Consider the following 26,970-nt stretch of genomic DNA (forward strand, 5'->3'; position numbering starts at 1 on the left):
GAAGAGGCCGGTACAGGCTTAAAGCGGTTTCTCGAAAATCTTCGAATTGCGCTGGTAGTTGTACAGCGAAGCCCGCGCCGATGGCAGCCGCTCCACACCGCTGGGTGCAAAACCGCGCTCACGGAACCAGTGCGCCGTACGCGTCGTGAGCACGAACAGGGTATTCAACCCCATCTGCCGCGCCCGGCTCTCGATGCGCTCCAGCAATTCATCTCCGCGCCCGCCGTGGCGGTATTCCGGGTTCACCGCCAGGCATGCCAGTTCCCCTGCCTCGGAGTCGGCAATCGGGTACAACGCCGCACAGGCGATGATCATGCCCTCGCGCTCGACCACGCTGAACTGCTCGATCTCCCGCTCCAGCACTTCACGCGAGCGGCGCACCAGAATGCCCTGCTCTTCCAGCGGGCTGATCAGTTCCAGCAAGCCGCCCACATCCTCGATGGTTGCCTCGCGCACCACTTCGAACTGCTCCTGCGACACGAGCGTACCGCCACCACCCCGGGTGAACAGCTCGGTCAGCAGTGCGCCGTCCTCGGCATAACTGACAATGTGGCTGCGCGCCACGCCGCCCTTGCAGGCCTCGGCGGCGGCGTCCAGCAGTTCGCCCTGGTAGTCGCTGCCCAGACGCTGCAGGTGCGGGGCAACCTGCTGCGGGCGCAGTTCCCGCACCAGCTTGCCGTCGGCGTCCAGCAGGCCCGGCTCGGCGCCGAATAGCAGCAACTTGTCGGCCCCCAGTTCGATGGCGGCACGGGTGGCCACATCTTCACAGGCCAGGTTGAAGATTTCGCCGGTGGGCGAGTAGCCCAGCGGCGACAACAGCACGATGGAGCGCTCGTCGAGCAGGCGGCTGATGCCCTTGCGGTCGACCCGGCGCACTTCACCGGTGTGGTGGTAGTCCACCCCTTCGAGCACGCCGATCGGCCGTGCGGTAACCAGGTTGCCAGACGCCACCCGCAGGCGCGAGCCTTGCATCGGCGACGCGGCGATGTCCATCGACAGGCGTGCCTCGATGGCCAGGCGCAGGGCGCCAACGGCATCGATCACGCAGTCCAGGGTGGCGGCATCGGTGATACGCAGGCCATGGTGGTAGTGCGGGGTCAGCCCGCGCTCGGCCAATCGGCTTTCGATCTGCGGGCGCGAGCCATGCACCAGCACCAGGCGCACGCCAAGGCTGTGCAGCAACACCAGGTCGTGGACGATGTTGCCGAAATTAGGGTGTTCCACCCCATCGCCGGGGAGCATGACCACGAAGGTGCAGTCGCGATGGGCATTGATGTACGGGGAGGCGTGACGCAGCCAGTTGACGTAGTCGGGCATGACAGGGCCTGTGGATAAGTGGACGGAGAACGGCGATACAAGGGGCGTTCAAGATCATCGTCGGAACAGGCTTGCGGTCACGCGCGGTCTCCTCTAGGCAGGAACGAATCAACTCGATTGACGTTTAGTGCAGGCAATAGTGCCGGATCAGGTCACGCAATAGACGCACGGTAGGCTCGATTCGTGACATTTCAAGGTATTCGCCGGGCTGGTGGGCACAGGCGATGTCGCCAGGGCCCAGCACGATGGTCTGGCAGCCCAGCTGCTGAAGATAAGGCGCTTCGGTGCCAAACGCCACCGCTTCGGCGCGATGGCCGGTCAGGCGTTCCGCCACTTGCACCAGCTCGGCATCGGCAGCCTGCTCGAACGGCGGCACCTCCGGGAACAACGGTGCGTAGTCAATGCGCACATCATGGCGCTCGGCCACGGGCACCAGCTTTTCGCGTATGGCTGCGCGCAATTGCTCCACATCCATGCCCGGCAGCGGCCGCAGGTCGAATTCGAGCGCACACTGGCCACAGATGCGGTTGGGGTTGTCGCCGCCGTGGATGCAGCCGAAGTTCAGGGTCGGGGTCGGCACGGTGAACTGCGGGTTGCGGTAGGTTTGCTGCCATTGCTGGCGCAAGCCCATCAGCTCGGCCATCACCGCGTGCATGGCCTCCAGGGCGCTGCGGCCCAGGCTTGGGTCCGACGAATGGCCGCTGCGCCCGAGGATGTCGATGCGGTCCATGAGAATGCCCTTGTGCATGCGGATCGGCCGCAGCCCGGTAGGCTCGCCGATGACCGCAGCACGGCCCAGGGGCTGGCCGGCCTCAGCCAGGGCGCGGGCACCGGACATGGAGCTTTCTTCGTCGCAGGTGGCGAGGATCAGCAGTGGCTGCTTGAAGTCGTGCTCCAACAGCGGGATGACGGCTTCGATGACCAAGGCGAAAAAGCCCTTCATGTCACAGCTGCCCAGGCCGACCCAGCGGCCATCGACCTCGGTCAGCTTCAGCGGGTCGCTGGCCCACAGTTGTTCGTCATAGGGGACGGTATCGCTGTGCCCAGCCAGCACCAGGCCACCCGGGCCGCTGCCGCGGCTGGCCAGCAGGTTGAACTTGCCCGCAGTGACCTGCTGGATGTCGCATTTGAACCCCAGGTCGCCCAGCCACCCCGCCAGCAGGTCGATCACGTGGCGGTTGGACTGGTCCAGCGCAGGTTGGGTGCAACTGACCGAAGGCGCGGCGATCAAGGCGGCAAACTGGTCTTTCAGCGTCGGCAACGGCATGCACATACTCCTCGGAAGCGTTGCCCATCATAGGACTATCCGCTGTCTGGAATAAACCGTTGGTGGCTGACTGCTGTAGACTCTCCGCCAACCACGCCCCTCTTTCGAGTCTGTGATGCACAAAGAAACCGAACTGAAGCTCCGCGCCAGCCGCGAGACCCTTGCCGCCCTGCGCGAGCACCCTCTGCTGAAAAAGCGCAACAAGTCCGGCTGGCAGACCCGTGAACTGCTCAACCAGTACTTCGACACCCCCGAGCGTGAGCTGTCCGCCGCCCGTGTCGCTCTGCGCCTGCGCCGCGATGGCGATGCCGTCATCCAGACCCTCAAATGCCGCGGCACCAGCGTGGCCGGCCTGTCCGAGCGCAACGAGTACGAATGGAACCTGGACAAGGTCAAGCTCGACCTGAAGAAGCTGGACGCCACCTGCTGGCCCGAGCAACTGGCAGACCTGGACAAGAAAACCATCAAGCCGCTGTTCACCACCGACTTCAGCCGTGAATACGCCGAAATCGCCTGGGGCCGTGGCAAGAGCAAAGTGGTGATCGAAGCCGCGCTGGACCAGGGCTTCGTGATCGCCGGCAAGCGCAAGGAAGAGATCTGCGAGCTGGAGCTGGAACTGCGCGAAGGTGACCCGCAAGCACTGCTGGAGCTTGCCGCCGAGCTGGCCGCCAGCCTGCCGCTGATGCCCTGCGACATCAGCAAAGCCGAGCGTGGCTACCGCCTGCTGGAGCCGGACAGCTACGAGTTGGGCCTGCCGCACAGCGAGCTGGACGCCGAGATGGCCCTGGACGACGCTTACGCCGCATTGGCCTGGCAACTGCTGGGCAGCAGCCAGCGCCTGGCCGAGCAGTACCGCCACAACGGCCACTGGCGCCTGCTGCAGGACTGGGTCGAGTGCCTGAGCGAGCTGCGCGCCCTCACCGCCAGCCTTGGCCAGGCCGCGCCACGCGCGAGCACCCGTGAGCTGCGCAGCAGCCTCGACGCCCTGCTGGAAGACTGGCGCCCGCTGGTGCAGGCCGGCAACGATGACGAAGACATCCGCCGCGCTGCCCCCGAGCAGTTCGCCGAAGAACTGGAAGACGTGCGCTGGGGCCAGTTCTCGCTGGAAACCTCGCGCTGGCTGCTGGCCCGTTCCTGGACCGTGGAGCGCAAAGGCCGTGGCGAACGCCAGGGCAAGGCGCAGCTGGCCAGCTGGCTGGCACACCTGCTGGGCGAAGAAGGCCGCGCGTTGAAGCTGCCGCTGTACACCCAGCGCCCAGAAGACCTGGCCGAGCAGCTGCCACGTATCGAGCAACTGCTGGCCTGGCTACACCATGCTCGCCAGGTGCTGGAAGCGCCGCAGATGGACCGCCTGTATGGCGACCTGAAGAAGCTGCACGAGCTGGCCGAACTGCCAATCAGTGATGAAGTGCTGGACGCACGTATCGAACAGGCTCGGGCAGTGGATCAGAGTCGCGGCTGGAAGCACCTGATCAAGGCTTGATACCGCGTCGCCATTTCGCGGCGGTTCGGCGCCGCGAATGGCCTCACCGCGACAGCGGCAGGCTGGTGGTGGACTTGATCTCGGACAGCGCCACAATAGAGTTCACTTCCTGGATACCCGGCACGTTCGACAGTTTTTCGAAGAAGAACCGTTCGTAGGCCTCGATATCCGACGTGACGATGCGCAGTAGAAAGTCCACTGCCCCCATCAGCACATAACACTCCAGCACCTCCGGAAACCCGCGGATCGCCTCGGTAAACTCGGTGAAGTTGGAGCGCCCGTGAGCATTGAGCTTCACCTCGGCGAAAATTTGCGTGTTCAGGCCGACTTTCTTGCGGTCCAGCAAGGTCACCTGCCCGCGAATCACCCCCTCTTCCTTCAAGCGCTGTATGCGCCGCCAGCACGGCGATTGCGACAGCCCCACGCGCTCGGCGATCTGCGCGCTGGACAGCGAAGCGTCCTCTTGCAGCAATTCGAGAATGCGGCGGTCGTAGGCGTCCAGCTCACTATGCATTGTTCAATCTCATGATTGGCATTATCTGAATTGATCAATTCATCAAATAGGCAAAATGATCAAATGATAGCGAAAAAATGCCGCGCCTGACGTGCAAGAATTTCTCCCACATTCGCGGAGACCAGCATGAACGCACAGCCCCGTACCGACGCCTGGGCCGCCAGCAACGCCCACAGCACCGTGCACTACCGCCTGCAAGCAGATGCCGAGCCCGACAGCCTGTGCCGCGTGCTCAACCTGTTTGCCCTGCAGTTCCTGACCCCGCACAGCGTGCACGTCAGCCAGCAGGATGACTGGCTGGACATCGAAGTCGGCATTGGCGGCCTGAGCTGGCACCGGGCCGAGGTGATTGCGCAGAAACTGCGTAACCTGGTGTGTGTGGGTGAAGTGAGCCTGACCAACATGCACCGGGTGGAGCTGGCGGTTGTATGAATATTTGCGGCGCTATCGCCGGCACAGAAATAGCAAATTCCTGAAACCCTTCACCTCCGATGCTCTTCCGCCGCCCGGCTAGCCTTGATCAGCACTTCCCCATCAGGCACGGACGCCAACCATGCACACCCCCGACAACCTGGAACTCGATCTGAAGCGCGTGCTTCAGGCCCTGCTCACCGATCAGTACCTACACGCCAACGACACCCTGCAAGTACTCGAACACGCCGCCGCACAGCCCGCCGGCCACCCGCTGGAACACATCGCCGCCTGCTGCCTGGAAGACCGCCGGCAACCAGGCCGGCTGCTGGACGTGGACTACCTCTGCCAATGGCTGGCCGGCAAGGTCGGTCAGCCCTACCTGCGTATCGACCCCATGCAACTCGACCTGCCGCAAGTCGCCGGCCTGGTATCCCCTGCTTTTGCCCAGCGCCACGGCATCCTCATCGTCGCCGACGACCCCTCCGGCATCACCGTCGCCAGCGCCCAGCCCTACCAGAACGACTGGCAGGCAGACCTGGCCCGCAGCCTGGGTCGGCCGATCCGCCGCGTGCTGGCCAGCCCCACACAAATCCGCCAGTCAGAGCAGTCGTTTCACCACTTGGCCCAGTCGGTAAAGGGCGCGCAGCACCAGCAATCGTCCAGCCTGGGCGACCTCGAACAGTGGCTGGAACTGGGCATGCGCCAGACCGAGGCCAGCGCAGACGACGCGCACATCGTGCATATCGTCGACTGGCTGCTGCAATACGCCATTGAGCAGCGCGCCAGCGATATCCACCTGGAGCCACGACGCGACCAGGGCCAGTTGCGCTACCGCATCGATGGCCTGCTGCACACCGTGTATGCCTTCCCCGCCGGGGTCACCCTGGCGCTGGTCAGCCGCCTGAAACACCTTGGCCGCATGGACGTTGCAGAAAAGCGTCGGCCCCAGGACGGCCGCCTGCAAAGCCGGCTACCGGGTGGTGGTGAAGTGGAACTACGGCTGTCGACGCTGCCGACCCCGTTCGGCGAAAAGCTGGTACTGCGCGTGTTCGACCCACACCAACTGCACGAGGGCTTCGACCACCTCGGCCTGGAGGGGCCGCAGCTGGCTCAGTGGCAAAGCCTGCTGCGCCAGCGCCAGGGCATCATCCTGGTCACCGGCCCCACCGGTTCCGGCAAGACCAGCACGCTGTACACCAGCCTCACACTGCTGGCCACGCCGCAGGTAAACGTGTGCACCATCGAAGACCCGATCGAACGCCTGGAACCGGCCTTCAACCAGCTACAGGTGCAGCCCGCGCTGGACCTGGGTTTTGCCAGCGCCGTGCGGGCCATGCTGCGCCAGGACCCGGACATCATCATGATCGGCGAAATCCGCGACCGCGAAACGGCCCTGGTGGCGGTACAGGCGGCCCTGACCGGGCACCTGGTCCTGTCGACCCTGCATACCAACGACGCCTGCGCGGCAATCACGCGCCTGCAAGAGCTGGGTGTGGCCGACTACCTGATCAAGGCCACACTGGTCGGGGTCATGGCCCAGCGCCTGGTGCGTACGTTGTGCCCGGACTGTGGAGCGAATCCTTCAGACACCTGCCGGACCTGCCGAGGCACCGGTTTTCATGGGCGCACGGGGTTGTTCGAACTGCTGCAGCCCAGTGAGAGCCTGCGTGCTTTGATTGGCCCGAACACCGATCTGACCCATTTACGGCGTCAGGCGCTGGCCGATGGCCTGGTTGACCTGCGCCGTTGCGGCGAGGCCAAAGTGGCTAGCGGGCAGACCCGTACCGAGGAAGTACTGCGTGTCTGCAACTGACGAAAAGTCCTTTGTATTCAAGGAACTTGCCCTGGCAGAAAAGATCCAACCGCGCATCTTTAACCCTCACCCTTCGAGGTGTTTCAACATGCGTCTCAAAACCGCCATCGCTGCCGCTGCCTTGCTTTCGCTGCCCATTGGCTCGGCCATGGCCGATACCTTCTGGCGTAACGTGATGACTTCCGGTGCAACCACTGGATCGAGCTACCTGACCTCGCGGGATCACAAACTGGTAGTAGCCGCGCAGGATGACGCCAGCAGCTTCGTCGCCAGCGAAGGCGCAATCCGCGGGCCGTTCCTGGAAGCGGCCATGCGCCAGGCACGGGCAGAGCACCCAGGGATGCAAGCTTCCGACATGGAACTGGCCAATGCCATCCTGGCCAAGAATGCAGTAGCCGAGTAACCGCGTCGCCTGCTTCGCGGGCCTGCCCGCTCCCACAGGGACCGCACAAGGCTGAATCTGGTGCAATTCCTGTGGGAGCGGGCAAGCCCGCGAAAAACCCAGCACTAATCTCAGCGGTAAGCCTCCACCGGCACACACGCGCAGAACAGGTTTCTGCCCCCATACACGTTGTCCACCCGGTTCACCGCCGGCCAGTACTTGTGCTGGCGCACGTGCGCACTGGGTGCCACCGCCTGCTCCAGGCTATACGGCCTGTCCCACACCCCCAGTACATCAGCCAGGGTATGCGGCGCATGCTTGAGGGGGTTGTTCTCTGCCGGCCAGTTGCCGTCCTGCACCTCGCCAATTTCTGCACGAATCGCCAGCATCGCCTCGACAAACCGGTCCAGCTCGGCTTTGGACTCACTTTCGGTCGGCTCCACCATCAGCGTGCCCGGCACCGGGAATGACATGGTCGGGGCGTGGAAACCATAGTCCATCAAACGCTTGGCCACGTCCTCCTCGCTGATGCCCGTCTGTGCTTTCAACGGCCGCAAGTCGAAGATGCACTCATGCGCCACCCGCTGGTTGCGCCCGCGGTAAAGCACCGGGAAGGCGCCGCCCAACTGGCTGGCCAGGTAGTTGGCCGACAGGATTGCCACCTCGCTGGCATCGGCCAGCTGCGGCCCCATCATGGCAATGTACATCCAGCTGATCGGCAGGATGCTCGCGCTGCCCCAGGGTGCGGCGCTGACCGCGCTGTTGTTCGGGTCCAGGCCGGGCACAGGTACCACCGGGTGGCTGGCAACGAACGGCGTGAGGTGCGCGCGGATACCAATCGGCCCCATGCCCGGGCCACCACCGCCGTGAGGGATGCAGAAAGTCTTGTGCAGGTTCATGTGCGAAACATCGGCCCCCATGTCGGCCGGCCGCGCCAGGCCCACCTGGGCATTGAGGTTGGCGCCATCCATGTACACCTGGCCGCCGTGCTGATGGACCACTTCGCAGATTTCGCGGATGCCCTCTTCGTACACACCGTGGGTGGACGGATAGGTGACCATCAGGCACGACAAGCGCTCCCCGGCCGCGTGGGCTTTGGCCTTGAGATCGTTCAAGTCGACGTTGCCGTGGTCGTCGCAATCCACGATCACCACCTCCATGCCCGCCATTTGCGCCGACGCCGGGTTGGTGCCGTGGGCTGACGAGGGAATCAGGCACAGCGTGCGCTGGGGCTGGTGGCGGCTGCGATGGTAGCGGGTGATGGCCATCAGGCCTGCGTACTCGCCCTGGGCACCGGAGTTGGGCTGCATGCAGATGGCGTCGAAGCCGGTGATTGCGCACAGCCAGCTTTCCAGTTCGTCGATCATCGCCTTGTAACCCGTGGCCTGGGCCGCCGGCGCAAAGGGGTGCATGTGGGCAAAGCCGGGCCAGGTGATGGGGATCATTTCACTGGTGGCGTTGAGTTTCATGGTGCACGAGCCCAGCGGGATCATCGACTGGTTCAGGGCCAGGTCCTTGTTCTCCAGCTGCTTGAGGTAGCGCAGCATCTCGGTTTCGCTGTGGTGCAGGTTGAACACCGGGTGAGCGAGAAACGGCGTGCGCCGCACCAGCCCGGCCGGGATGCCTTGGGGCAGGGCCAGCTGGTCGAGGGCTGCGATCTCCAGGCCGTGGTCCACACCCAGGAAGATATCGAACAGGCGCAGCACCGTGTGCTCGTCACAGGTTTCGTCCAGGCTCACGCCCAGGTGCCCGCGCCCAAGAATGCGCACGTTGATGTGCGCGGCTTCGGCGCTTTCGATGATGGCCGCCTGGGTGCCGCCGACATCCAGGGTAAGGGTGTCGAAGAAATGCCGGTTGAGCCGCTGGATGCCTTTGGCTTCAAGGCCAGCAGCCAGGATGACGGTCAGCCGGTGCACACGCTGGGCGATGCGCTGCAGGCCTTCAGGGCCGTGATACACCGCGTAGAAGCCGGCAATGTTGGCCAATAGCACCTGGGCCGTGCAGATGTTGGAGTTGGCCTTCTCGCGGCGGATATGCTGCTCGCGGGTTTGCAGGGCCATGCGCAGCGCAGTGTTGCCACGGGCATCGCGCGACACGCCAATGATGCGCCCCGGCATGGCACGCTTGTAGTCGTCGCGGCAGGCGAAATAGGCCGCGTGGGGGCCGCCGTAGCCCATCGGCACACCAAAGCGCTGGGTCGAACCCAGTACCACATCGGCCCCCAGCTCGCCGGGGGGCGTCAGCACCACCAGGCTGAGCAGGTCGGCAGCCACGCAGGCCAGTGCCTGCTGGCTGTGCAACTGGTCGATCAGCGGGCGCAGGTCACGCACCTCGCCGTGGGTGTCGGGATACTGCAGCAAAGCGCCAAATACCGCGTGATTGCCAAGGTTATCCACAGCGTCGACGATCAATTCGAAGCCAAAGCCCTCGGCGCGGGTCTTGAGTACCGACAGCGTCTGCGGGTGGCAGTGCTCGTCAGCAAAGAAGGCATTGCTCTTGTTGCGCGCCATCCGCTTGGCCAGGGCCATGGCCTCGGCGGCGGCGGTGGCTTCATCGAGCAGCGAGGCATTGGCCAGCGCCAGCCCGGTGAGGTCGATGACCATTTGCTGGAAGTTCAGCAGCGCCTCCAGGCGGCCTTGGGCGATTTCGGGTTGATACGGCGTATAGGCGGTGTACCAGCCGGGGTTTTCCAGCACATTGCGCAGGATGACCGTGGGGGTGATGGTGCCGTGGTAGCCCATGCCGATCAGGCTGGTCCAGACCTGGTTCTGTGCGGCGTAGCCGGCGAGTTTGGCCAGCGCGGCCTGCTCATCCAGCGCCGCTGGCAGGTCAAGTGGGCGATTGAGGCGGATGCCTGGCGGTACGGTCTGCTCGATCAGCTCGCTGCGGCTGGCGACACCCAGCACGTTGAGCATGGCCTGCTGTTCTGCGCCATCGGGGCCCAGGTGGCGATGCAGGAAAGGGTTGAGCTCTTGCAGTTGATGCAGGGATGGCGACTGGGACATGACGACGCTCTCTTCCTAGACCAAGTCTCATGGAGACTTACAAGTCTAGGAAGGGATTGCCGATTCTGCGGGGAAACTTGCTTTGGCCTGGCGAAAGCCGGGGGCGCGTTGCGCCCCAAGATCTATCAGTTACTCGCCGATGGCAGCTGCATAGCCGGCAGCATCCAGCAGCTTTTCCAGCTCGGCCGGGTTGCTTGGCTTCAGTTTGAAGATCCACGCTGTGTAGGGTTCTTCGTTGAGCTGCTCCGGGCTATCGGCCAGTTCTTCGTTGACTGCGATCACTTCGCCGCCGATCGGGGCGTAAATGTCCGAAGCGGCCTTGACCGACTCGACCACACCGGCAGCGTCGCCAGCGGCGAATACCTTGCCGACTTCGGCCAGCTCGACGAATACCACGTCACCCAGGGCTTGCTGGGCGTGGTCACTGATACCCACGGTCACGCTGCCGTCGGCTTCCAGGCGCGCCCACTCGTGGCTTTCGGCAAAACGCAGGTCGGCGGGGATATTGCTCATGTCTTGAATTCCTCGATTGGCTCAGCGGTACGCCCGCCGGTTGATAAATGTTCAGATCAGGATCTTGCCGTGGCGCACGAAGGTCGGTTTGACCACTCGCACCGGGTACCATTTGCCGCGGATTTCCACCTCGGCGCGGTCACCGGTGGCCATGGGTACGCGCGCAAGGGCAATGGACTTGCTCAGCGTAGGAGAGAAACTACCACTGGTGATCTCCCCTTCGCCAATCCCGGCCACACGCACCACCTGGTGGGCACGCAGCACGCCGCGCTCTTCCAGCACCAGGCCGACCAGCTTTTCCTGCACACCCTGTTCGATTTCCGTCAGCAGGCCGGCGCGGCCGATGAAGTCACGCTCGGCTGGCTCCCAGGCGATGCTCCAGCCCAGGTTGGAGGTCAGCGGGGTATGGGCTTCGTCGATGTCCTGGCCGTACAGGTTCATGCCGGCTTCCAGGCGCAGTGTATCGCGGGCACCCAGGCCACTGGGGGCGATGCCGGCGCCGACTAAATCATTGAAGAATGCCACCGCCTGATCGCCCGGGAAGATGATCTCCAGGCCGTCCTCACCGGTATACCCGGTGCGGGCAATGAACCAGTCACCGTCGGCGACACCTTCGAACGGTCGCAGATCGCGAATCAGCGCCGCACGCGCCTGGCTGAGCAGTGCTGCGACCTTTTCGCGGGCACGTGGGCCCTGGATGGCGAGAATGGCCAGGTCGGGGCGGACCTGGAATTTCACAGTAAAACCGGCCCGCTGGCGTTCTAGCCAATCGAGCACTCTCGCCCGGGTAGCGGCGTTGGTGACCAGGCGGTAGCCGGTTTCCGTGCGGTAGACGATCAAGTCGTCGATCACCCCGCCCTGCTCCTGGAGCAGCGGGCTGTACAGCGCCTTGCCGGTAGCCTTGAGGCGGGCCACGTCGTTGGCCAGCAAACGTTGCAGCCAGGCAGTTGCGTCGCTGCCATCGACATCGATCACGGTCATGTGGGAAACATCGAAAACCCCGCAATCGCTGCGCACCTGGTGGTGCTCCTCGACCTGCGAGCCATAGTGCAGGGGCATGTCCCAGCCACCGAAATCGACCGTTTTGGCGCCAAGCGCCAGGTGCAGGTCATACAAAAGCGTGCGCTGTCCCATGGGTTTCTCCTTCCGGGCGTGGCGAAGCGGCGGCGGTCGATGACGTTTGATCGTCAGCTCTTCTTGTAGGACCCACCGCGCGAATGCCGCGCATTGTAGCCGCAAGGACGCAGGCTGACACCCTCAGTGACTGTGACCGGGCCGATGTGCCGAACGGCGGATCAGGCCGATGACCGGCAGCAGGCCCACCAGTACCAGCGTCAATGCGGGCAGCGAGGCACGCGCCCATTCGCCCTCGCTGGTCATCTCGAACACCCGTACCGCCAAGGTGTCCCAGCCGAACGGTCGCATCAGCAAGGTGGCCGGCATCTCCTTGAGCACATCGACGAACACCAGCAGGGCGGCGCTGAGGGCACCGGGCACCAGCAGCGGCAGATACACCTTGAAAAACAATCTGGGCCCACCCACGCCCAGGCTACGGGAGGCCTCGGGCAGTGACGGGCGGATACGCTCCAGGCTGCTTTCCAGCGGCCCGTAGGCCACGGCGATGAAACGCACCAGGTAGGCCAGCAGCAGGGCGGCCAGGCTGCCCAGCAACAGCGGCTTGCCTGCCCCGCCCAGCCAGCTGGACAGCGGAATCACCAAGTGGTTGTCGAGGTAACTGAACGCCAGCATGATCGACACTGCCAGCACCGAGCCGGGCAAGGCATAGCCCAGATTGGCCAGGCCGACCCCGGCGCGGATAGCCCCCGTCGGCGCCTGCCGCCGGGCAAAGGCCAGCACCAGCGCCACGCTCACCGTGACCAGTGCCGCCATGCTGCCCAGGTACAGGGTGTGCAACACCAGGCCGACATAGCGCTCGTCCAGGTCATGCCGGCCGCGTTGCCAGAACCACGCCAGCAGCTGCAGCAGCGGGATGACGAAGGCGCAGGCAAACACCAGCAGGCACCAGCCACTGGCCAGCAGCGCCTTGACCCCGCGCAGGTGGTACAGCGCCTGCGCCCGCGGCCGCTCGTTGCCGCTGCGGCTGGCCCCACGGGCACGGCGCTCGCCGTACAGCACCAGCATCACTGCCAGCAACAACAGGCTGGCCAGCTGGGCGGCGCTGGACAGGCTGAAGAAGCCGTACCAGGTCTTGTAGATGGCGGTGGTGAAGGTGTCGAAATTGAACACGGCCACCGCGCCGAAGTCGGCCAGGGTTTCCATCAAGGCCAGGGCAATGCCGGCACCGATGGCCGGCCGTGCCATCGGCAAGGCCACACGCCAGAAAGCCTGCAGGGGCGATAGCCCGAGTACGCGCGCCGCTTCCATCAGGCCTTTGCCCTGGGCCAGGAAGGCCGTGCGCGCCAGCAGATAGACATAGGGGTAGAACACCAGCACCAGCACGATGATCACCCCGCCGGTGGAGCGCACCCGCGGCAGGCGCATCGGCCCGAACACCTCACGCAGGGCGCTTTGCACCGGGCCGGCGAAGTCCAGCAGGCCGACGAAGACGAACGCCAGCACATAGGCCGGGATGGCGAACGGCAGCATCAGCGCCCAGTCCAGCCAGCGCCGGCCGGGGAACTCGCAGAGGCTGGTGAGCCAGGCGAGGCTGACGCCCAGTACAGTGACGCCGATACCCACGCCCACCACCAGCGTCAGGGTATTGCCCAACAGGCGGTTCATCTGGGTGTCGAGCAGGTGCGACCAGATCTGCATATCGATCGACTGCCAGGACAACAGCAGGACGCTCAAGGGCAGCAGCACGAGGGCGGCGATCAGGGAGACCGGGAGGTACCAGCGGCGTTGGGGGGTGTGGGGCAAGGCTTGATTCTCGGTTGCGATGGCGACCGCTGCGCGGTCGTTCGCGGGACAAGCCCGCTCCCACAGGGACTGCACAAGGCATCGGTCCTGTGAAGGTACTGTGGGAGCGGGCTTGTCCCGCGAAGGGGCCTCTGAAGGCCCCGGAAGGATACGGCCTGGCGCTTAGTTGTAGCCAGCGCGATCCATCAAACGAATGGCTTCGGCCTGGCGCTTGCCGGCAATTTCCACCGGAATGCTGTCAGCCTTGAAGCTGCCCCATGCCGCCACTTCCTCGGAAGGCTTGACCTTCGGGTTGGCCGGGAACTCCTGGTTGATGTCGGCGAACAGCTTTTGCGCGTCTTCACCTGTCATCCACTCCACCAGCTTTTTCGCCGCTTCCGGGTGTGGCGCATGCTTGGTCAGGCCAATACCCGACAGGTTGACGTGCACGCCACGGTCACCCTGGTTGGGCCAGAAGATCTTCACCGGCAGGTTCGGGTTTTGCTTGTGCAGGCGGCCGTAGTAGTAGGTGTTGACCACGCCCACGTCACACTGGCCGGCCTCGATGGCCTGGATTACCGCGTTGTCGTCGGAGAACACGTCGGTGGACAGGTTGTTGACCCAGCCTTTGACGATTTGCTCCGTTTTCGCCTCGCCATGTGTCTCGATCAGGGTGGCGGTGAGCGACTGGTTGTACACCTTCTTTGCCGTGCGCAGGCACAGGCGGCCTTCCCACTGTTTGTCGGCCAAGGCTTCGTAGGTGCTCAACTCCTCGGGCTTGACCCGCTCGGTGGAGTAGATGATGGTGCGGGCGCGCAGGCTCAGGCCCGTCCAGTCATGGGACGAGGCGCGGTACTGCGGCGGAATGTTCTGGTCGATGATGTCGGACTTGATCGGCTGCAGGATGCCCATCTGCTCGGCTTGCCACAGGTTGCCGGCATCGACGGTCAACAGCAGGTCGGCCACGCCGTTGTCGCCCTCGGCCTTGATGCGCTGCATCAGCGGGGCTTCCTTGTCGGTGATGAACTTGATCTTGACCCCGGTCTTGGCGGTGTAGGCATCGAACACCGGCTTGATCAGCTCGTCGATGCGCGAGGAGTACACCACCACTTCATCCGCCGCTTGGGCTGTGCCGCCGAACAGGGTCAGGGCCAGGGCGGCCAGTAGGGGCTTGCGTGGCAACATGTGAAGCACTCCTCGGATCGTTTGAGAGGTGCGAATGGTAGTGAATCCCATTTTCTGGCTCATCTACCTAGCAGTTACCGGATGTTGCAGAGCTTGCACCGCCCATTGCAGGAGCAACCCTCAGGCTTTGGCCAGATCCGGCAGATCACCACTCAAACCCAGCGCCTGGCGTACAAACAGCGCCTTGGCCTCCGGCATCTGCTCCACCAGTTTCAACCCGCTGTTACGCAACCAGCGCAACGGCAGCGGGTTGGCCTGGAACAAGCGCTCGAAGCCCTCCATTGCTGCCATCAGCGCCAGGTTGTGCGGCATGCGCCGCCGCTCGTAACGGCTCAATACCTTCACATCCGCCAGCCGCTCACCGCGCTCGCAAGCGTTGACCAGCACTTCGGCCAGTACTGCGGCATCGAGGAAGCCCAGGTTTACACCCTGCCCCGCCAGCGGGTGGATGGTGTGCGCAGCATCGCCGATCAAGGCCAGGCCTTCATCCACATAGCGCTTGGCGTGGCGCTGGCGCAGCGGCACGCATACCCGCGGGTCGGCCTGCAGCACCTCCCCCAGGCGCCCCTCGAAGGCCCGCTCCAGGGCCTGCAGGAAGGCAGCTTCATCCAGTGCCATCAGCTGCTCGGCATGCTCCGGGGTGGTCGACCATACAATCGAGCACCAGTCCTGCTGGCCATCACGGGTCAACGGCAGGAAAGCCAACGGCCCCTCATCGGTGAAACGCTGCCAGGCCGTGCCCTGGTGCCCGGCACTGCAACGCACACTGGTGACGATGGCATGGTGAAGGTAATCCCATTCGCGGGTTTCGCAGCCCGCCAGGCGCCGCACCGCTGATTGGGCACCGTCGGCGGCAACCACCAGCGGTGCACGCAGCTGCCGGCCATCGGCCAGGGTCAGCAACCACTCGTCTCCCGAGCGACGCAACTGCTCCATCCGCGCGTTGGGCAGCAGGCCGATGTCGCTGTCGTGCAGGCGCTCCAGCAGGCCATCCTGCACCACCCGGTTCTCGACGATATGGCCAAGCACGTGGGCGTGCACGCTGGCGGCCGAGAAATGAATCTGCCCAGTGCCGCTGCCGTCCCACACATGCATGTCGGAATACGGCGTGGCACGCCGCTGGGCAATGCCGTCCCACGCGCCAAGGCGCTCGAGGATGCGCTGGCTGGCCGCCGACAGCGCGCTGACACGTGGCTCGAAGGGTGCCTGGGCGTCGAAGGGCTTGACCGTCAGCGGGCCGCCATCGAGCAAGAGGATTTGCAAGCCACTGTGGCGCAACGCCAGGGCCAGTGCGCTGCCGACCATACCGGCACCGACAATCAACAGATCTGCGCGCGTTTCCATGCCTTACGCCAGCCTCGCTTGCGGCTTGAGCCGCACGTATAGGGTTTTATCGACCCGCGCCACCAGTTCGCCGGCACCATCGCGGATATCGACCTGCAATCGCGGCAGGCACTTCTTGCCGGTGGCGGTCTGCTGGCGAATGTCGTCCAGCAGCGCGTCATCAACGTGAAATTCGGCATACACCGGGCCTTTGCCCGGCGAGATGAAATCGATGCTGGCGGCCTTGTCCCAGACGATGTAGTCGCGGCCCAGTTGCTCGATCAGCAGCAACATGTAGAAAGGGTCGACCATCGAATACAGGCTGCCACCGAACTGGGTACCGACATAGTTGCGGTTCCAGCGGGTCAGCTTCATCGCCACTTTGACGCTGCGCAGGTCCGGGCTGATGGACTGCACGCGGATACCAGCACCCAGGTACGGCGGGTAGAGGTTCAGCATCCAGCGCAACATGCGTGCACGACGTGCCAGTTTACGCGGGTTGCTCATGCCTGCCCTCGCGGATCGGGGCGGGTGCCAAGGCCCATGGCCTGGCGGGCGAACCAGCTTTTGGCCGGCGGCAACAGGTCGAGCCCCAGCAGGCCGAGGTTACGACCGGCGGCCAGCAACGGCTGATTGCTGCCAAACAGGCGGGTGACCTGGTCGGAAAAGCCAATGGTCATGGCCTGGTCCAGACGCTGGCGCTGGGCATAAGCCTGCAGCGTGGCCAGGTCGCCAGGCTGCTGCGGGCCGGTCAGCAACGCGTCGGCCAGCGACTGCACATCGCGCAGCGACAGGTTGAAGCCCTGGCCAGCGATGGGGTGCAGGCTGTGCGCGGCATTGCCCAGTACCACCAGGTGCGGCCGCACCTGTTCCTGGGCCTCGATCAGTGACAGGGGGTAAAGGTGCCGTGCGCCGACCTGGCGCAGCGTGCCCAGACGATAGCCAAACACGCCTTGCAGCTCGCGCAGGAAGCTGCGCTCGTCGATGTCGGCCAGGCGCCGCGCATCCATGCCCTGGCGTGTCCACACCAGTGCACAGCGGTTTTCCGGCAGCGGCAGCAGGGCCATGGGGCCTTCTTCGGTGAAGCGCTCGAACGCCTGGCCGCCGTGGGCCTCACCCGGGGTGATGTTGGCGATCAATGCGCTCTGCTGGTACGGCGTATGACGCACGTGAATACCCAACTGCTCGCGCAGCCCGGAACGGCCGCCGTCAGCCAGTACCGCCAGGTCGCATTCCAGCTGGGTGTCGTCATTCAACCCCAGGCGGTAACCGCCTTCGATCGCCTGCATCGAGGTCACTTCTGCCGGGCAGCGCCAACTCACCACGTCGCTGTCCAGCCCTTGCCACAGGCATTGGCCAAGCCAGGCGTTTTCCACCACGTAGCCCAGTGCCGGCACACCCTCTTCCTGGGCATCCAGGCGGGTGGCGCCGAAGCGGCCACGGTCAGACACGTGAATTTGCCGGATGGGCTCGGCACGCCGGCCAATGGCCTGCCAAAGGCCCTGCTGCTGGTAGATCTGCTGAGTACCGAACGACAACGCCGAAGAGCGCGCATCGTAGCTGGGCTGGAAGCTGTCGCCGGGTGCGAACGGCTCGATCAGGAGGATCTTCCAGCCGCGCGCCTTGGCCCCGGCCTGCAGGGTCAACGCCAGGCTTGCGCCCACCAGGCCACCGCCAATGATTGCCAGGTTCACGCGGCTCATGCGGCGTCCTTGCGGGCGGCCTGCATCAGCGCCTCGATCTCGGCAACCGTACGCGGCACGCCTGAAGTCAGGATTTCACAACCTTGCCTGGTCACCACCACGTCGTCCTCGATCCTTACACCAATGCCGCGCCATTTTTTGGCCACTGCCTGATTGTCGGCACCTATGTAGATGCCCGGCTCGACGGTCAGCGCCATGCCGGGTTCCAGCACACGCCATTCGCCGCCCACCTTGTACTCGCCCACATCGTGCACATCCATTCCCAGCCAATGGCCGGCACGGTGCATGTAGAAGGCGCGATAGGCCTCGCTGTCGATCAGCGCCTGCACCTCGCCGGTGAGCAGGCCCAGCTCCACCAGGCCTTCGGTAATGACCTTCACGGTCGCCTCGTGGGCGTGGTTCCAGTGCTTGCCCGGGGCGATTTCGGCAAACGCCGCGGCCTGTGCCTTGAGCACCAGCTCGTAAATGGCCTTCTGCTCGGGCGAAAAGCGCCCGCTGACCGGGAAGGTGCGGGTGATGTCGCTGGCGTAGCAGTCGATTTCGCAACCGGCGTCGATCAGCACCAGGTCGCCATCCTTGAGCAGGGCGTCATTCTGCTGATAGTGCAGGATGCAGCCATTACGCCCGGCCGCGACAATCGAGCCGTAGGCAGGCATCTTCGCGCCGCCCTTGCGGAACTCGTAATCCAGTTCGGCTTCCAGGCTGTATTCGTGCAGCCCGGCCCGGCAGGCCTGCATGGCACGCACATGTGCCCGCGCCGAGATGGCTGCGGCAGCCCGCATCACCTTCACTTCCGCAGCCGATTTATACAGGCGCATGTCGTGCAGCAGATGATCCAGCGCAACGAACTCGTTCGGCGGCTGCGCGCCCAGGCGGGCCTTGGAGCGGATCACGTTGATCCAGTCCATCAGCCGCCGGTCGAACTCGGGGTTGCTGCCCATGGCGCTGTATACCCGCTCGCGGCCTTCGATCAGGCCCGGCAGGATCTCGTCGATGTCAGTGATGGGGAAGGCATCGTCGGCGCCGAAATCGCGCACTGCGCCTTCCTGGCCGGCCCGAAGCCCGTCCCACAGCTCGCGCTCCGGGTTACGCTCACGGCAGAACAGCACGTACTCGCCATGCTCACGCCCCGGGATCAGCGCAATGACCGCCTCAGGCTCCGGAAAGCCGCTGAGGTACTGAAAGTCGCTGTCCTGGCGGTATACGTGCTCGACGTCGCGGTTGCGGATGGCAACTGCGGCGGCAGGCAGGATGGCGATGCTGTTGGGGACCATCTGCGCCATCAGCGCCTTGCGCCGGCGGGCATACTCGGCCTTGGGAATGTGGCTCATGGGCAGACTACCCCCGGTTGATCAGTGCAGCGATGGCTTGGGCGCGGGTGCGGCCGGCTTGGCCAGCTCCGAGAACAGCAGCAGAGGCGCCACGCGCAGGTATTCCATGACTTCCATGTAGTCGCTCTCGCCGTCTTCAGACTCTTCGAGGGCTTCCTGTACCTGGGAAATGGCCACCAGGTCCTGCAGCACATCCTTGGCTTCGTCGGACAGGTCCTTGCCCCCGGCATTCAGGCCGAAACCGGTAATGAACCCTTGGCACCACTGGCCCAGCGCGGTGGCGCGGTCGCTGAGGGCGGCGTCGTCGGAAGGCAGCAGCAGGACGATGGCCATATCGTCGCTGGTCAGCTCACCCTTGACCATTTCCTGCAGGCCGATCAGGGCGTTGCGCACGGTGTCACCGGGCTCGGTTTCCAGCAACTGGGCGGCATCGGCCAGCCAGGCATCGGCATCGAAACCGGCACCGGCGCAGCTGCGGCCGATCAGCAGGCCGTGCAGTTCGGCCGGGGTGACAGGATGACCATTGCTCGAGAGCAGCATGGCGAAGGCGATGTAAGGCGATTGGGTATTGGGCATGGGCAGCTAGGCGCCAGACGGCGCAATGACTAGAATGGAGGCCTTGTATCCTAGCACCGGCAGGCGCGCCAAGACCATCGGCACTGGCCGTCGCCGCCCAGGGAGAGGCATCATCGCCAGGTGACTCAACGACGGAGCGAATCGAGTGCAACCCACGCAAGAGAACGACCTTCAGGCACTGATGAGCCGATTCGAGTTGCTGATCGAACGCGTCGAGCAACTAAAACGGCAAAATGCACTCCTAGTAGCTCAGGAAAAATCCTGGCGCGAAGAGCGCGCCCACCTCATCGAAAAGAACGAGATCGCCAAGCGCAAGGTCGAGTCGATGATCTTACGCCTCAAGGCTCTGGAGCAAGACTCATGAGTTCAAGCAATAGCGTCACCGTGCAGATCCTCGACAAAGAATACTCGATCATCTGCCCGCCGGAAGAGCGCAACAACCTGGTCAGCGCCGCGCGCTACCTGGACGGCAAGATGCGCGAGATCCGCAGCAGCGGCAAGGTGATTGGCGCCGACCGCATCGCGGTCATGGCGGCATTGAACATTACCCACGAAATGCTGCACCGCCAGGAAGACCGCACCGAAGCCCCGGCCAGCAGCACCAATCGCGAACAGGTGCGCGACCTGCTGGATCGGGTAGATAAGGCATTGTCCGACGACACGGATACCAAAATCGGTTGAGATTGGTATACTGGCGCCACTCCCTGGTGGATGCGCCAGTCGGTTATGTCCCTGAGCCGATACGCACAACCACGGGGGTTGCACGCTGGGGCCGGTGTGCATGTCCGCCCGACGGAAAGCCTTAACGCCCCCTGCAATCTCCACCTTGAACTTTCGGGTTCAAGGGCTACACCGACAGCGGTCTGACCGGGGAGCCTGAATTCTGTTGCCCGCCTCTCAAGGCGGGCGATTCGCTTTGGTCGACCTTGCAGTGTCGGCCAGCCCTCCTGGGATCGCTCGTGCCATGACCGACACCGCGCCGCTCACCCGCCCCCAGCTCCGTCGCCTGCTTCGCAATGCCCGCCGTGCCCTCACCCCTGCCCAGCAACGCCAGGCCACCCTCGGCCTGTATCGCCAGCTGGCACAGCATCCGTTGTTCCGCCGGGCCCGGCACATTGCCTTGTATCTGCCCAACGACGGCGAAATCGACCCTTGCCTGTTGATGCGCGAAGCCCAGCGTCGCGGCAAACGCACCTACCTGCCGGTGCTGCACGCCTGGCCGCGCACGCGCATGGTGTTCCAACGGTTCGAGCAGGGCGAAAAGCTCAAGCCCAATCGTTTCCGCATTCCCGAGCCGCTCACGGACCGCAGGCGCCAGCGGCCGGTCTGGGCGCTGGACCTGATCCTGCTACCGCTGGTCGGTTTTGACGAAGTGGGCGGGCGCCTGGGCATGGGGGGTGGGTTCTATGATCGCAGCCTGGCCTACCAGGCACGTCGGCAAACCTGGAAAAAACCATTGCTGCTGGGGCTGGCGCACGAATGCCAGAAGGTCGAGCGGCTGGCGCAAGCCAGTTGGGATGTACCGCTGCAAGGGACGGTCTCGGACCGTGACTGGTACCTGGCGCCGCGTTGAGCGGCGCCAGCGGAGGGCATCAACGTTGTGGCTGGCTGGCGTCAACCGGCATTTGATAGGCGCTGTCCAGCTTGCGCTCCCACAAACCCTGCGCATAACCGGTAGTGACCACACCCAGGCCAAAAATGAACACCAGAATCCACAGCAGATCCGGCTTTTTGCGTTGATTCATCGAAGATTGCCCCCCAGGCAAACTGTTCAGTGCTTGGCGATTTTCTGAGTATCGCCAGCGGATCGCGCTTTAAACGGGGCGCATTTTCCGACAACCTGCGTCCGCAAGCAAACCTTGACGCCAACCGGCTGTCGGTTTCGTGCAACAGGTTATTTCAAACCTTTTCAGGAGCAGTATCCATGGCCTACTGGCTGATGAAATCCGAGCCCGACGAACTGTCCATCGAAGGCTTGGGCCGCCTGGGCGAAGCGCGCTGGGACGGCGTGCGCAATTATCAAGCGCGGAATTTCCTGCGGGCCATGAACGTAGGTGACGAATTTTTCTTCTACCACTCCAGTTGCCCGCAACCGGGCATTGCCGGCATTGCCAGAATCATCCGCGCGGCTTATCCCGACCCCACCGCGCTGGACCCACAAAGCCACTACTACGACGCCAAGGCCACGGCCGACAAGAACCCATGGAGTGCAGTGGATGTGGCCCATGTGCAAACCCTGCCGCGGGTACTGGAACTGGGCAGGCTGAAGCAGCAGTCCGGTCTGGCCGAGTTGCCGCTAGTACAAAAGGGCAGCCGGCTGTCGGTCATGCCGGTAACCCCCGAACAATGGGCGGTAATTGTCGCGCTTCGTTGAATCCGTGGCTAAGGTCAAGGGTTTGACCGATATCAACACGCCACGCGTGGCCCCGCGCCATGATGTGGTGTGCATGAGCGCAAGGATGCAGAACGATGAACCGATACGCCCCCAGAATCTTCGCCACCGCGCTGATCGCCCTGCTCGCTGCAGCCGGAGGGCTGGGGTACTGGAAGTCGCTCCACGACCAGTTGCCCGAAGGACTGAGTATGGGCAACGGCCGCCTCGAAGCCACCGAAGTCCAGATTGCCAGTAAAGTCCCCGGTCGCCTGGCAGAAGTGCTGGTCGACGAAGGTGACAAGGTTACCCGCGGCCAGTTGCTGGCGCGCATCGACACCCGCACCATGCAAGCCCAGCGCAGCCAGGCCGAAGCCGAAGTGCTGCGCGCCCGGGAAAACTACGCCGCCGCCCAGGCCAGCGTGCAACTGCGTCAAAGCGAGCTGTTGCTGGCCAGCCAGGAGCTCAAGCGCGTGCGCGAAATTTTCCAGCGCAAATACGCGAGCCAGCAGTTACTCGACCAGCAACAGGCACGCTTTGACACTGCCAACGCCGCCGTGGTCGCCGCCCGCGCCCAACTGGCAGCGATCAAGGCTGCCATCGGTGCCGCCGAGGCACAGGTGGCGCAGCTCACCAGCGAAATCGACGACAGCAGCTTGCGTGCGCCCATCAACGGCATTATCCAGCTGCGCCTGGCCGAGCCCGGTGAAGTGCTGGGTGCCGGCGGCCGCGTGCTGATGCTGATCGACCCCAGCGACCAGTACATGAACCTGTACCTCCCAGCGTCCACCAGCGGCCAGCTGACCGTAGGTGACCAGGCGCGCATCGTGCTGGACGCCCTGCCCGAACGTGCCTTGCCGGCCAAGGTGGCCTTTGTCGCCGCCAAGGCCCAGTTCACCCCCAAACAGGTAGAAACCCGCGACGAGCGGCAAAAGCTGGTGTTCCGGGTCAAGCTTCGCCTGACCGACCCAGGCGCCGTGCCGCAGGCCAAACCGGGCATGCCCGGCGCTGGGTATGTGCGCACGGCTGAGGTGGACTGGCCGGCCAACCTGCAATGAACGCCCCGGCACTGCTGGCCGAGGGCATCAGCCACCGCTACGGCGACCTGGTGGCCCTGCACACCCTCGATTTCAGCCTGCCTGCAGGCACCCGCTGCGCGCTTATCGGCCCTGATGGCGCCGGTAAATCAACCTTGCTGGGGTTGATTGCAGGCGTCAAACGCCTGCAACAGGGCGAACTGCAGGTGCTGGGTGGCTCGATCCGCCAGCAGCGTCATCGCGCGGCGCTGTACCCGAAAGTGGCGTTCATGCCACAGGGGCTGGGTAACAATTTGTACCCGGAGCTGTCGATCAGCGAGAACATTCGCTTTTTCGCCACCCTGTTCGGGCTGGGCCGCCGCGAGTGCGAACAGCGCATGGCCAACCTGCTGCAGGCCACCGACCTGCAACGCTTTGCCAAGCGGCCGGCCGGCAAGCTGTCGGGTGGCATGAAGCAGAAGCTGGGGCTGTGCTGCGCGCTGATCCACGAGCCGGACCTGCTGATCCTCGACGAACCCACCACCGGCGTGGACCCGCTGTCGCGTCGGCGCTTCTGGGAGCTGGTCGAACAGGTTCGCGCACAGCGCCCGCAGCTGACCCTGCTGGTGGCTACCGCCTACATGGAAGAGGCCGAACAGTTCGAGCATTGCCTGATGCTCGATGGCGGCCACCTGCTGGCCGCAGGCCCGAGCCACGAACTGGCTGCCGTCACCCCAAGCGGCAAGCTGGACGACGCCTTCACCCACTACCAGGGCGCGGGCAAGGCGCAGCATCAACCTTTGCGCATCCCACCGCGCCCGGCCACAGACAGCCCGGTCGCCATCGAGGCCCACGACCTGACCCTGCGCTTTGGCGATTTCACGGCGGTAGACAAGGTCAGTTTCGCCATTGGCCGTGGCGAGATCTTCGGCTTTCTCGGTTCCAACGGCTGCGGCAAGACCACCACCATGAAGGTGCTCACCGGCTTGATGCCGGCCAGCGAGGGCAGCGCCAGCCTGCTGGGGCGCCCGGTGGACGCCAGTGACCTGGCCACGCGTAAGCGGGTCGGTTTCATGTCGCAGAGTTTCTCGCTTTATGGCGAGCTCAGCACCCGACAGAACCTGGCCCTGCATGCCCGCCTGTTCGACTTGCCCAAAGCCGAGAGCACCCCGCGCATCGATGAGCTGATCGCGCGCTTCGACCTCGCTGCTATCGCTGATCAACCTTCCGGCGCCCTGCCCCTTGGCCTGCGCCAGCGCCTGTCGTTGGCGGTGGCGGTGCTGCACCGCCCGGAAGTGTTGATTCTCGACGAACCAACCTCCGGCGTCGATCCCGCCGCTCGGGACGACTTCTGGCGCCTGCTGGTTGAACTATCACGCGAACAGGGCGTAACCATTTTCCTCTCAACCCATTTCATGAACGAAGCCCAGCGCTGCGACCGCATCTCGTTGATGCATGCCGGCCGGGTACTGGCCTGCGACACGCCCGATGCCCTGCAGCGCCAGTACCAGGGCGACACCCTGGAGGATGCGTTCGTGCGCTGCCTGGAGCAGGCCCAGGAGCTCGTGCCGCAAGCCGCAGATAACGCCGTGCTGGAGCAGGCAGCCACGGCCGCCCCGCCACTGCGTCAGGGCTTCAGCCTGCGCCGCCTGCTGGCGGTGGCCAGCCGTGAGGGCAAGGAGCTGCTGCGTGACAAGGTGCGCCTGGCCTTCGCCCTGCTGGGCGCGCTGTTCATGATGGTGATCTTCGGCTACGGCATTTCGCTGGATGTGGAAAACCTTGCCTTCGCCGTGCACGATCAGGACCAGAGCCCACAAAGCCGGGCCTACCTCGAAGCTTTCCGTGGCTCACGCTATTTTGCCGAACAGGCGCCGATTCGTGACAGCCGCGAGATGCATCAACGCCTGCAACGTTCGGAAATCAAACTGGCGCTGGAGATCCCGCCCGGCTTTGGCCGCGACCTGTACGCCGGGCGCCAACCGGTGGTGGCGGCCTGGCTCGACGGCGGCATGCCGTTCCGTGCAGAAACCAGCCGCAACTACGTGGAAGCCGTGCACCAGGCCAACCTTGAGCAACTGGCAAAGGCCAGCCCCCAGCCGCAGCCGCGCCAGGACCTGGTGCGCCTGGAAACGCGTTTTCGCTACAACCAGGACGTGGTCAGCGTAAATGCCATCGGCCCGGGCGTGATGGCGCTGATTTTGGCCTTTATTCCGGCCATGCTCACCGCGCTGGGCATTGTCCGCGAAAAAGAACTCGGCTCCATCACCAACTTCTACGCCACACCCCTCACCCGCCTGGAGTTCCTGCTTGGCAAGCAGGTGCCTTACCTGGCCGTGAGCCTGGTCAACCTGGCGCTGTTGGTGGCAATGAACCGCTGGCTGTTCGCCGTGCCGCTCAAAGGCAGTGTGCTGGCCCTGGCCTGTGGTGGCGTGGCCTACCTGCTGGCCACCACCAGCCTGGGCCTGCTGATCTCGGCCTTCACCCGCACCCAGATCGCAGCCATCCTGGGCACCATGATCATCACCAGCCTGCCGACCATCCAGTTTTCCGGGCTGATCGTGCCGCGCTCGTCACTGGACGGCGCAGCGGCGGTGATGGGTCAGCTGTTCCCGGCGGGCTACTTTCTCGATATCGCGGTCGGCACCTTCACCAAGGCGCTGGGGCTGCGCGAGCTATGGCCGCAGTGCCTGATCCTGCTGGGCTTCTTCGCGGTGTTTACCGGCCTGAGCCTGGCCATGCTGAAGAAGCAGGAGGCCTGACATGTCGCGCCTGAACCACACCCTGCGCCTGGGCCTGAAAGAACTGACCAGCCTGCGCCATGACAGCGTACTGCTGCTGTTCCTGCTGTATGCCTTTAGCGTGGCGATCTACATGCCGGCGGCCGGCTCGGTGATTGGCGTACACAACGCCAGCGTAGCGGTCGTCGACGAAGACCACAGCCAGCTGTCGCGCAAACTGGCCGAAGCCCTGCAACCGCCCGAGTTCCAGCCCGCCGTACCGCTGCCCGCAGAACGCCTGGACCAGGCCATGGACAGCGGCGAGTACACCTTCGTGATCAATGTGCCGGTGAACTTCCAGAGCGACCTGCTGGCCGGGCGCTCGCCGGAGCTGCAGATCAACGTCGACGCCACGGCCATGAGCCAGGCATTCATGGGCGCCGGCTACATCGGGCGCATCTTCGAGCGTGAACTGCTCGACTACACCCAGCGTGGCAACGTGCAAAGCCCGGTGCTGATCAACCCCAAGGCGCTGTTCAACCCCAACCTTGAGGGGGGCTGGTTCCTGGCGGTGATCCAGATCGTCAACAACATCACCATCCTGGCGATCATCCTCACTGGCACCGCACTGCTGCGCGAGCGTGAACATGGCACCCTCGACCACCTGCTGGTGCTGCCGCTCACCGCACTGGAAATCATGCTGGCGAAGATCGGCAGCAACGCGCTGGTGGTGGTGATCTGCACGTGGGTTTCGCTGGTGGTGGTGGTGAAAGGCGCACTGGGCGTGCCACTGTCCGGCTCGATGGGGCTGTTCCTGGCCGTGACTACGCTTTACCTGTTTGCCAGTACCGCGCTGGGCATCTTCCTGGCCACCCTGGCACGCTCGACGCCGCAGTTCGGCCTGCTGGCGATCCCGGTGATCATCCCGATGCTGTTGTTGTCTGGCGGCAGCACACCCCTGGACAGCATGCCGCAGTGGTTGCAATGGGTGATGCAGGGGTCGCCGTCGACGCACTTCGTCAGCCTGGGTACCGCGATCCTGTTCCGGGATGCCGGGTGGACAGTCGTGTGGCCGGATATCCTGGCGCTGGCGCTGATAGGCCTGGTGTTTTTCAGCGTCGCCCTGGCGCGGTTTCGCCGTAGCCTGGCCTCATGACACCTCAGGATCTATGGTCGGCAAC

Annotated in this window: 25 protein-coding genes and 1 other RNA gene; 12 read left to right on the plus strand and 14 right to left on the minus strand. The window is 64.4% G+C overall.

The annotated features are described in order from the left end of the window. Positions 1-18: 18 nt before the first annotated feature. Positions 19-1,317 (minus strand): amino-acid N-acetyltransferase, encoded by a 1,299-nt coding sequence (argA, locus tag OZ911_RS27695; protein WP_060516824.1) that lies wholly within the window; start codon positions 1,315-1,317, stop codon positions 19-21. Between the two features lie 124 nt (positions 1,318-1,441). Then, on the minus strand, positions 1,442-2,584 hold the full coding sequence (gene argE, locus OZ911_RS27700; protein WP_016489730.1) for an acetylornithine deacetylase: 1,143 nt from the start codon (positions 2,582-2,584) through the stop codon (positions 1,442-1,444). A gap of 115 nt (positions 2,585-2,699) precedes the next feature. On the opposite strand from argE, the gene OZ911_RS27705 reads away from it, so the two are divergent. Further along, the gene (locus OZ911_RS27705; protein WP_070086382.1) at positions 2,700-4,067 is read left to right on the plus strand and encodes a CYTH domain-containing protein; all 1,368 of its coding nucleotides are present in this window, start codon (positions 2,700-2,702) and stop codon (positions 4,065-4,067) included. A 43-nt stretch (positions 4,068-4,110) separates the two neighbouring features. Here the strand turns inward: OZ911_RS27705 and OZ911_RS27710 are convergent, their stop codons facing one another. After that, positions 4,111-4,581 (minus strand): Lrp/AsnC family transcriptional regulator, encoded by a 471-nt coding sequence (locus OZ911_RS27710; protein ID WP_003253717.1) that lies wholly within the window; start codon positions 4,579-4,581, stop codon positions 4,111-4,113. 126 nt (positions 4,582-4,707) lie between these two features. On the opposite strand from OZ911_RS27710, the gene OZ911_RS27715 reads away from it, so the two are divergent. From OZ911_RS27715 to OZ911_RS27725, 3 genes are all read left to right on the plus strand, one after another. Further along, on the plus strand, positions 4,708-5,013 hold the full coding sequence (locus OZ911_RS27715) for an ACT-like domain-containing protein (RefSeq protein ID WP_016489732.1): 306 nt from the start codon (positions 4,708-4,710) through the stop codon (positions 5,011-5,013). Between the two features lie 121 nt (positions 5,014-5,134). Continuing rightward, a complete protein-coding gene (locus tag OZ911_RS27720; RefSeq protein WP_070086381.1) occupies positions 5,135-6,808 on the plus strand; it encodes a GspE/PulE family protein in 1,674 nt (557 codons plus the stop codon). 88 nt (positions 6,809-6,896) lie between these two features. Then, a complete protein-coding gene (locus tag OZ911_RS27725; RefSeq protein WP_024718088.1) occupies positions 6,897-7,211 on the plus strand; it encodes a DUF2388 domain-containing protein in 315 nt (104 codons plus the stop codon). A 110-nt stretch (positions 7,212-7,321) separates the two neighbouring features. Here OZ911_RS27725 and gcvP read toward each other — a convergent pair whose 3' ends face one another. The 10 genes from gcvP to OZ911_RS27775 all read right to left on the minus strand — a co-directional run bounded on the left by gcvP (position 7,322) and on the right by OZ911_RS27775 (position 19,685). Further along, the gene (gcvP, locus tag OZ911_RS27730) at positions 7,322-10,195 is read right to left on the minus strand and encodes an aminomethyl-transferring glycine dehydrogenase (RefSeq protein ID WP_268968535.1); all 2,874 of its coding nucleotides are present in this window, start codon (positions 10,193-10,195) and stop codon (positions 7,322-7,324) included. Positions 10,196-10,324: 129 nt separating this feature from the next. Beyond that, positions 10,325-10,708 carry a glycine cleavage system protein GcvH gene (gene gcvH, locus OZ911_RS27735; protein WP_016489736.1) on the minus strand — a complete coding sequence of 128 codons (384 nt, stop codon included), beginning with the start codon at positions 10,706-10,708 and terminating at the stop codon, positions 10,325-10,327. A gap of 51 nt (positions 10,709-10,759) precedes the next feature. After that, complete coding sequence (gene gcvT, locus OZ911_RS27740; RefSeq protein ID WP_016489737.1) at positions 10,760-11,842, minus strand: glycine cleavage system aminomethyltransferase GcvT; 1,083 nt, start codon at positions 11,840-11,842, stop codon at positions 10,760-10,762. Between the two features lie 123 nt (positions 11,843-11,965). Next, on the minus strand, positions 11,966-13,588 hold the full coding sequence (locus OZ911_RS27745; RefSeq protein ID WP_070086388.1) for an ABC transporter permease: 1,623 nt from the start codon (positions 13,586-13,588) through the stop codon (positions 11,966-11,968). 162 nt (positions 13,589-13,750) lie between these two features. Further along, entirely contained in the window at positions 13,751-14,752 is a 1,002-nt protein-coding gene (locus tag OZ911_RS27750) for an extracellular solute-binding protein (protein ID WP_016489739.1), read from the minus strand. A 120-nt stretch (positions 14,753-14,872) separates the two neighbouring features. Continuing rightward, positions 14,873-16,096, minus strand: a complete 1,224-nt coding sequence (locus tag OZ911_RS27755; RefSeq protein ID WP_016489740.1) for a 2-octaprenyl-3-methyl-6-methoxy-1,4-benzoquinol hydroxylase — start codon at positions 16,094-16,096, stop codon at positions 14,873-14,875. Between the two features lie 3 nt (positions 16,097-16,099). Continuing rightward, a complete protein-coding gene (locus OZ911_RS27760) occupies positions 16,100-16,582 on the minus strand; it encodes a DUF4442 domain-containing protein (protein WP_016489741.1) in 483 nt (160 codons plus the stop codon). Beyond that, positions 16,579-17,778, minus strand: coding sequence for a 2-octaprenyl-6-methoxyphenyl hydroxylase (gene ubiH, locus OZ911_RS27765; RefSeq protein WP_070086380.1), 1,200 nt, complete (start codon positions 17,776-17,778; stop codon positions 16,579-16,581). The genes OZ911_RS27760 and ubiH overlap by 4 nt, the downstream gene beginning before the upstream one ends. After that, positions 17,775-19,109 (minus strand): Xaa-Pro aminopeptidase, encoded by a 1,335-nt coding sequence (gene pepP / locus OZ911_RS27770; protein WP_016489743.1) that lies wholly within the window; start codon positions 19,107-19,109, stop codon positions 17,775-17,777. Before pepP ends, ubiH begins: the two co-directional genes overlap by 4 nt. 21 nt (positions 19,110-19,130) lie before the next feature. Further along, complete coding sequence (locus OZ911_RS27775; RefSeq protein WP_016489744.1) at positions 19,131-19,685, minus strand: YecA/YgfB family protein; 555 nt, start codon at positions 19,683-19,685, stop codon at positions 19,131-19,133. 181 nt (positions 19,686-19,866) lie between these two features. Between OZ911_RS27775 and OZ911_RS27780 the strand changes: the two genes are divergently transcribed. From OZ911_RS27780 to OZ911_RS27795, 4 genes are all read left to right on the plus strand, one after another. After that, the gene (locus OZ911_RS27780; protein WP_029886233.1) at positions 19,867-20,049 is read left to right on the plus strand and encodes a TIGR02449 family protein; all 183 of its coding nucleotides are present in this window, start codon (positions 19,867-19,869) and stop codon (positions 20,047-20,049) included. Further along, positions 20,046-20,366, plus strand: a complete 321-nt coding sequence (locus tag OZ911_RS27785; protein ID WP_016489745.1) for a cell division protein ZapA — start codon at positions 20,046-20,048, stop codon at positions 20,364-20,366. Before OZ911_RS27780 ends, OZ911_RS27785 begins: the two co-directional genes overlap by 4 nt. A gap of 17 nt (positions 20,367-20,383) precedes the next feature. Further along, positions 20,384-20,563: non-coding RNA, 6S RNA (gene ssrS, locus OZ911_RS27790), on the plus strand. 86 nt (positions 20,564-20,649) lie between these two features. Next, entirely contained in the window at positions 20,650-21,258 is a 609-nt protein-coding gene (locus OZ911_RS27795) for a 5-formyltetrahydrofolate cyclo-ligase (RefSeq protein ID WP_024718086.1), read from the plus strand. Between the two features lie 19 nt (positions 21,259-21,277). Here OZ911_RS27795 and OZ911_RS27800 read toward each other — a convergent pair whose 3' ends face one another. Beyond that, on the minus strand, positions 21,278-21,430 hold the full coding sequence (locus OZ911_RS27800) for a hypothetical protein (RefSeq protein ID WP_016489747.1): 153 nt from the start codon (positions 21,428-21,430) through the stop codon (positions 21,278-21,280). Positions 21,431-21,609: 179 nt separating this feature from the next. On the opposite strand from OZ911_RS27800, the gene OZ911_RS27805 reads away from it, so the two are divergent. From OZ911_RS27805 to OZ911_RS27820, 4 genes are all read left to right on the plus strand, one after another. After that, on the plus strand, positions 21,610-22,059 hold the full coding sequence (locus OZ911_RS27805) for an EVE domain-containing protein (RefSeq protein ID WP_016489748.1): 450 nt from the start codon (positions 21,610-21,612) through the stop codon (positions 22,057-22,059). Positions 22,060-22,154: 95 nt separating this feature from the next. Continuing rightward, a complete protein-coding gene (locus OZ911_RS27810) occupies positions 22,155-23,114 on the plus strand; it encodes an HlyD family secretion protein (RefSeq protein WP_016489749.1) in 960 nt (319 codons plus the stop codon). After that, a complete protein-coding gene (gene rbbA, locus OZ911_RS27815; protein WP_023048876.1) occupies positions 23,111-25,831 on the plus strand; it encodes a ribosome-associated ATPase/putative transporter RbbA in 2,721 nt (906 codons plus the stop codon). Before OZ911_RS27810 ends, rbbA begins: the two co-directional genes overlap by 4 nt. A gap of 1 nt (position 25,832) precedes the next feature. Continuing rightward, positions 25,833-26,945, plus strand: a complete 1,113-nt coding sequence (locus OZ911_RS27820) for an ABC transporter permease (RefSeq protein WP_023048875.1) — start codon at positions 25,833-25,835, stop codon at positions 26,943-26,945. Positions 26,946-26,970 lie beyond the last annotated feature (25 nt).

The organism is Pseudomonas fortuita, assembly GCF_026898135.2.
Classification (GTDB): domain Bacteria; phylum Pseudomonadota; class Gammaproteobacteria; order Pseudomonadales; family Pseudomonadaceae; genus Aquipseudomonas; species Aquipseudomonas fortuita.